Source organism: Serratia sp. (in: enterobacteria) (genome assembly GCF_046715635.1).
In the GTDB taxonomy this organism is placed as follows: Bacteria; Pseudomonadota; Gammaproteobacteria; order Enterobacterales; family Enterobacteriaceae; genus Chania.
Map to the genome: position 1 here is coordinate 1 of NZ_JBKJYW010000120.1, position 5,955 is coordinate 5,955.

The window sequence follows — 5,955 nt, forward strand, 5'->3', positions numbered from 1 at the left end:
TGCTAACCATCCTGAATGCGATGCTACGGGATAATAAAAAATGGGTGACAAATTAATCATCACCCGTTGACTTTAAACACAGCTGCTCTCCCTGTGGGAGAGGGTTAGGGTGAGGGGAGCATCAACAAGCTCTTCCCTTTCATTTTCACACAGGAGAACAACAACATGACCAGCGCATTAATCACTTTCGCCGTTATCGCCTGGCTGATGCAAATCGCCCTGGGTTGGTGGCAAATCCAGCGTTTTAACCGCGCGTTCGATCGCCTTTGCCAGTTGGGCACCGTGGGCGTTGGCCGCTCTGGGGGCCGGTTCAAACCCCGCGTGGTATTGGCACTGGCGTTTGACGCCCAACAACGGGTATGTGGCAGCATGCTGATGCGCGGCCTGACCATTTTCGCCCAGCCTAAACAACTCAAGCAATTGCATGGCATGCACCAACAACAGCTCTGCCCAGATGTGATCTTCCCTGAGGATCGGGCATGCCAAACAGCACTATCGTTAGCGATCGCACCGAAATCATGATATTTTCACATTAAAAGACATTACCTTTCATAGTGAACTATCTCACCGAGAGGAATGGTCAACTCTTGTGAACAGGGATCTCTATGAAACCAAAGCAGCGGCAAGCCGCTATCCTCGAATACTTGCAGCGGCATGGCAAAACGGCAGTGGATGCCCTGGCAGAGCATTTTTCCACTACCGGCACCACCATCCGTAAAGATCTCACCTTGCTGGAAGAAGAAGGTGAGGTGATCCGCACCTATGGCGGCGTGGTGCTTAGCCGTGACGATGGCGATCAGCCCATCGATCACAAAACCCATATCAACACCGAAAAGAAACGCCAGATCGCCTATGCCGCCATCAAACTGATCGACGATGGCGATTCGCTGATCTTTGACGCGGGCAGCACGGTATTGCAGATGGTGCCGCATCTGGCGCAGTTCAATAACATTACCGTGATGACCAACAGCCTGACTATCGTCAACGCGCTGGTGGAACTGGATAACGATCAAACCATCCTGATGCCCGGCGGTACCTACCGTAAAAAATCCGCCTCCTTTCACGGCAACCTGGCGGAGTCGGCATTTCAGCAGTTCAGCTTCGACAAGCTGTTTATTGGTGCCGACGGTGTCGACCTCAATGCAGGTGTCACCACCTTTAATGAGGTGCATAATGTCAGCAAGGCGATGTGTGAAGCTGCCAGCCGCATTGTGTTGCTGGTCGATTCCTCGAAGTTTGGCCGCAAAAGCCCCAACGTGGTGTGCGATCTGAGCGTCGTGGATACCCTGATCACCGATAACGGCATCAACCCGGATTACCTGGCTGCGCTGCAGGCCAAAGGTATCAATATCATTCTGGTAGGAGAGCCCCTTAATGAGTAACGCCACTGCCCTGCTCAATTTTGCCCGTGAAACGCTGGAAATTGAGCTGACCGAAGCGCAGCGCCTGCTGACACGCCTGGATGACAATTTTGTCCAAGCCTGTGAACTGCTGCTCAACTGCCGTGGCAAGGCAGTGATTTCCGGTATTGGTAAATCTGGCCATATCGGCAAGAAGATTGCCGCCTCATTGGCCAGCACCGGCACCCCGGCGTTTTTCGTCCATCCGGCGGAAGCCTTGCATGGTGATTTGGGGATGATCGGCGCCGATGATGTAGTGATCTTTATCTCTTATTCAGGCCGCGCCAAAGAACTGGACCTAATCCTGCCGCTGCTGGCAGAGAGCAAGATCCCAGTCATTGCCATGACCGGCGGCAAAGAGTCGCCACTGGCGCTGGGGGCCGCCTGTACGTTGGACATCAGCGTTGAGCGAGAAGCCTGCCCGATGGGCCTGGCACCAACCTCCAGCGGAGTGACTACGCTGATGATGGGGGATGCATTAGCGATGGCCCTGATGCGCCAGCGCGGTTTTAATGCCGAGGATTTTGCCCGCTCCCATCCGGGTGGCAGCCTAGGTGCTCGCCTGTTAAATCGCGTCCATCATTTGATGCGCACCGGCGATCGTCTGCCGATGGTGCAAGAAAGCGCTAACGTGATGGAAGCCATGCTGGAGTTAAGCCGTACCGGGCTGGGCCTGGTAGCCGTATGCGATGCACAGCAAAAAGTGGTGGGTGTGTTTACCGACGGTGACCTGCGCCGCTGGTTGGTGAAGGGTAATAGCCTCAATGATAGCCTCAGCCCGGCGATCACCCGCCCCGGCTACCGGTTGCCAGAACAGTGGCGTGCCGGGGAAGCCCTGGAAGCGCTGCACGAACAGCACATCAGCGCCGCTCCGGTAGTGGATATCGATGGCGTACTGGTAGGGGCAATCAACCTGCACGACCTGCATCAGGCCGGGATCGGCTGATAGTAGCAAACCTTTCACGTAGGGGCGTAGCATGCTACTCCCGCTTAACTACCCTGGCACGTAGCTTTGCCCCTCAGCAACGTTACTTCCAGTCTGGATTGCCCTCAAACTGTTTCTTCAGCAACGCTTTCATTTGATCATCCGGTTTGCCCAGCCATTGATACTTGGCGTATTTCTTCGGATGGTCGATTGCCTGTGGCTTATTGGGCACCTCAACCCGCACGCCCCAAGCCTGAGACTTGTCTGCTTTAAAGGCCACAATCATAAAGTTATTGGCACAGTCATGGGGTTTGCAGATGTTACCGATCTGGTAGCTTTGCCCCTGCCAGGTGACGGTTTCGGCAGGTGTGGAAGTGCCGACCCCTTTACGTGCCCAACCCGGTAACTGTGCCTGGCCCTTCACCATATTTTTCCAACTGGTTTGGTAGCCCGGCTGCTGGATAAGATCTGAGGCAGTGATAATCTGTTCGGCAAAACTGCCGGTGCTAAATCCAAGCAGGGTCGCAAACAGGACTCCCCGCAACCTCTTTTTTCCCATCATGGCATTCTCCCTCGGTAAATCAAAAGCGTAGCTCCAAGTAGCTCAGACCACAATTAAGCGAGAAAGTTGGCTCAGCGTTTTTCGTCAGACAACCTGCCAATACCCTTTTTTGGTTGCCCCAACCCTGATTAACCGCTTTCCTTCCTGGAAGAGGTGGTAAATTTTCTTCCGACATTTCTTCCGACATTTCTTCCGACATTTCTTCCGACATTTCTTCCGACATTTCTTCCGACATTTCTTCCGACATTTCTTCCGACATTTCTTCCGACATTGTCGCAAGGCTACTCTGCTTGTCACTCAATACCTTCGGTTAATGCCACCACCCGTTTCGCCAGCACAAACTCAATGAATGCGGTGTAATCGCTGGCTCACCACCAGGCATGGAAATGATGCACCGGCCCAATCCCCTGCCCCACCTCCAGGCTATCGGCCTGCTGTAAGGCCTGTTGCAGGTAGTTTTTTGCCGCTGCCACGGTATCGGCCCAATTTGGGTGGCGCGGGCGCAAGGCAGCCAGTGCCGCAGATAGGGTACAACCCGTGCCATGCGTGTGCCTGGTCGCGATGCGTGGAGCACTAAAACGCTGCTCGAAGCCAGGAGTAAATAACCAGTCTGGGCTTTCCTCTTCACTTAGGTGACCGCCCTTCATCAACACCGCCTGACAGCCCATCGCCAACAAAGCCAGGCCCTGCTCGCGCATTTGAGCTTCGTTTTGTGCAGGAGCGCAGGCCAGCAAAGCCGCTGCTTCTGGAAGGTTCGGCGTGATAATGGAAACCAACGGCATTAGCTCACGGCGGATGGATTCCACCGCTTCCGGTGCCAGCAACGGGTCACCGCTTTTAGCCAGCATTACGGTATCCAGCACCACATAAGGCAGTTTGTAATGGCGCAGACGCTCAGCCACCGCCTGCACGATATCGGCATTGGCCAACATACCGATCTTAGCGCTGTCGATACGCACATCGCTGAGTACCGAATCCAACTGAGCAGCCACAAATGCCGGCTCGATGTGATACACCGACTGCACGCCACGGGTATTCTGCGCCACCAGCGCGGTGATCACGCTAGTGCCATAAGCCCCCAACGCGGAGAAGGCTTTCAGATCGGCCTGAATACCGGCCCCGCCGCTAGGATCGGTGCCAGCGATGGTGAGAGCGTTAATCCGTTTCATAGCAGATCCTCCATGCGCAACTGGTAGAGGGCATCCAGGAAGGCGGCAGTAAAGCTGCCAGGACCAGAACACTGCGCCGTGGCCCTTTCACCACACAGCGCCATCACGCGGCAAGCGGTGGCAACGTTATCCAGCCGATCGCCCGGCAAACTGCAAAATGCTGCCGCGACGGCCGAAAGCGCGCAGCCCGTTCCCACCACGCGCGTCATCAATACATCTCCCCCCGTGACGGCCCAGTCTCGCTCACCATCGGTGATGTAGTCTGTCTCACCGGTGACGGCCACAATCGCCCCGCAATTACGTGCCAATACGCGTGCTGCGGGTAACGCCACTAACGAGTCATCCTGGCTATCCACGCCACGAGCGCTGGTTTGCAGCCCGCTCAATGCAATGATTTCCGATGCGTTACCACGGATCGCCGCAGGCCGCAAGGTGAGCAAACGGCGGGCGAAGGTAGCGCGGTATTGCAATCCCCCAACGGCAACCGGGTCCAGTAACCAGGGTTTTTCAGCACGATTGGCAGCCTCGATGGCGGCTAACATCGATTCTGCCCGCGACGCGTGCAGGGTGCCGATATTGATCAACAGCGCATCGGCCACACGGCTGAACTGTGCGGCCTCTTCCGGCTCCACCACCATCGCCGGGGAAGCGCCAAGCGCCAGCAGCACGTTGGCCGTCAGCTCTTGCACCACTTCGTTGGTCAGGCAATGGATCAATGGTGGTTGGCGTTTAAATTGGTTAAAACAGGCCGCGGCACGGGTGCCGGGTAACACATCAGGTCGAGTGAACATAATGCTCCCAACCGGCGTTCAAGAAGGCGGGTACCGGTTGAGATACCGCGACATCCCTACGCTGGCATAATCCAGATCAGGTAATACGGGTAATTTCTCAGCCCCTAAGGGCACCCCGAGTCGACGTTTGCCATTATTGGGGGTGTGGACAGGAAGGTCAATCATGGCAAGCAAGTTACGCACCTCAGAAATGAAATACATGGGTGCAAAACCATTACGGCCGTTATCGGTAAAACTCGTGAAACAGCCTTAGCAAAGAACGGGACCACTTCAGATGGCATGGCCCGAGCTGGAACTGGATGCTCAAATCTGGACTCTGCCTGCCTCGAGGACAAAAACACGGCATGAATATAGGTAGCAAGGCAGCGGCTTACGGGGAGCAACGCCTACTGGAAATGGAACACGGCTTACCACAAGCGGTCGGTGGCTGAAACTCTGATTTATTCAACAAAGCCCCCGTAGTTTACAGCTTAGTTGGAGAGCAGTTGAGCTAGCTGCAATGAATTGTCACAGTTCATTTTTTTCATCATATTATGGCGGTGTATTTCCACCGTTCGCAGGGCCAGGTAGAGTTGTTCTGCAATCACCTTGTTGGGGTGGCCAGCCAGAACTAACAGCATAATCTGCCGCTCCCTGGCGGTTAGCGTGGCCAGCATATTACGCAGGTGGGCAACCTTTGCCAGGCGTTGTGCTTTCTGCCTGCTAACTTCCTGTGCATCCCGGATAGTCCGCAGTAAAATTTCCGCATCAACCGGCTTTTCCAGCAGGTCGAATGCGCCATTTTTAAACGCTTTACTGGTGGTTGGAACATCAGCCTCACCGGTGAGAAAGATAATGCTCAGCGCATGTTCGTTGCGCATTAATATCTCCTGTAAAGCGAGCCCCCCCATTTCTGGCATGCAGATATCCAGCAAAACGAAGCCCGGTTGGTCTAATTTTGCCTGTTGCAAGAAAGCCTGTGCCGATGGAAATACGGTCAATGTGATCCCTGCGCCTTCCAAAAGCCAAACCAGTGCATCGCGTACACAGGGATCGTCATCAACCAGATATGCCTGTTCACTCATCCTGTATCCCCTGTGATAATGGCAGAGAAAACCCGATACAGACG

Annotated in this window: 8 protein-coding genes, 1 pseudogene and 1 riboswitch; of the genes and pseudogenes, 4 read left to right on the forward strand and 5 right to left on the reverse strand. The window is 54.8% G+C overall.

Annotated features, from left to right (window positions below; all coding sequences use genetic code 11):
• Positions 1-165 precede the first annotated feature (165 nt).
• The 3 genes from gutM (at position 166) to gutQ (ending at position 2,346) form a co-directional block, all read left to right on the forward strand.
• Entirely contained in the window at positions 166-522 is a 357-nt protein-coding gene (gene gutM, locus ACLQ7H_RS05710; protein WP_411751840.1) for a transcriptional regulator GutM, read from the forward strand.
• An 83-nt stretch (positions 523-605) separates the two neighbouring features.
• On the forward strand, positions 606-1,382 hold the full coding sequence (gene srlR, locus ACLQ7H_RS05715; RefSeq protein WP_411751841.1) for a glucitol operon DNA-binding transcriptional repressor SrlR: 777 nt from the start codon (positions 606-608) through the stop codon (positions 1,380-1,382).
• Positions 1,375-2,346, forward strand: a complete 972-nt coding sequence (gene gutQ / locus ACLQ7H_RS05720) for an arabinose-5-phosphate isomerase GutQ (protein ID WP_411751842.1) — start codon at positions 1,375-1,377, stop codon at positions 2,344-2,346. Before srlR ends, gutQ begins: the two co-directional genes overlap by 8 nt.
• 82 nt (positions 2,347-2,428) lie before the next feature.
• Here the strand turns inward: gutQ and ACLQ7H_RS05725 are convergent, their stop codons facing one another.
• The 4 genes from ACLQ7H_RS05725 to thiM all read right to left on the reverse strand — a co-directional run bounded on the left by ACLQ7H_RS05725 (position 2,429) and on the right by thiM (position 4,847).
• Positions 2,429-2,887, reverse strand: a complete 459-nt coding sequence (locus ACLQ7H_RS05725) for an inhibitor of vertebrate lysozyme family protein (RefSeq protein WP_411751843.1) — start codon at positions 2,885-2,887, stop codon at positions 2,429-2,431.
• A gap of 19 nt (positions 2,888-2,906) precedes the next feature.
• Positions 2,907-3,146 carry a hypothetical protein gene (locus ACLQ7H_RS05730; RefSeq protein ID WP_411751844.1) on the reverse strand — a complete coding sequence of 80 codons (240 nt, stop codon included), beginning with the start codon at positions 3,144-3,146 and terminating at the stop codon, positions 2,907-2,909.
• Between the two features lie 109 nt (positions 3,147-3,255).
• Positions 3,256-4,056, reverse strand: coding sequence for a bifunctional hydroxymethylpyrimidine kinase/phosphomethylpyrimidine kinase (gene thiD / locus ACLQ7H_RS05735; RefSeq protein WP_411751845.1), 801 nt, complete (start codon positions 4,054-4,056; stop codon positions 3,256-3,258).
• Positions 4,053-4,847 carry a hydroxyethylthiazole kinase gene (thiM, locus tag ACLQ7H_RS05740; protein WP_411751846.1) on the reverse strand — a complete coding sequence of 265 codons (795 nt, stop codon included), beginning with the start codon at positions 4,845-4,847 and terminating at the stop codon, positions 4,053-4,055. Before thiM ends, thiD begins: the two co-directional genes overlap by 4 nt.
• 36 nt (positions 4,848-4,883) lie before the next feature.
• A riboswitch (TPP riboswitch) is annotated at positions 4,884-4,975 on the reverse strand.
• 226 nt (positions 4,976-5,201) lie between these two features.
• Between thiM and ACLQ7H_RS05745 the strand changes: the two are divergent.
• Positions 5,202-5,300 (forward strand): annotated as a pseudogene (locus ACLQ7H_RS05745) (IS5/IS1182 family transposase); the annotation flags it as partial.
• Positions 5,301-5,317: 17 nt separating this feature from the next.
• Here ACLQ7H_RS05745 and ACLQ7H_RS05750 read toward each other — a convergent pair.
• Entirely contained in the window at positions 5,318-5,911 is a 594-nt protein-coding gene (locus ACLQ7H_RS05750; protein WP_411751847.1) for a response regulator transcription factor, read from the reverse strand.
• Positions 5,912-5,955 lie beyond the last annotated feature (44 nt).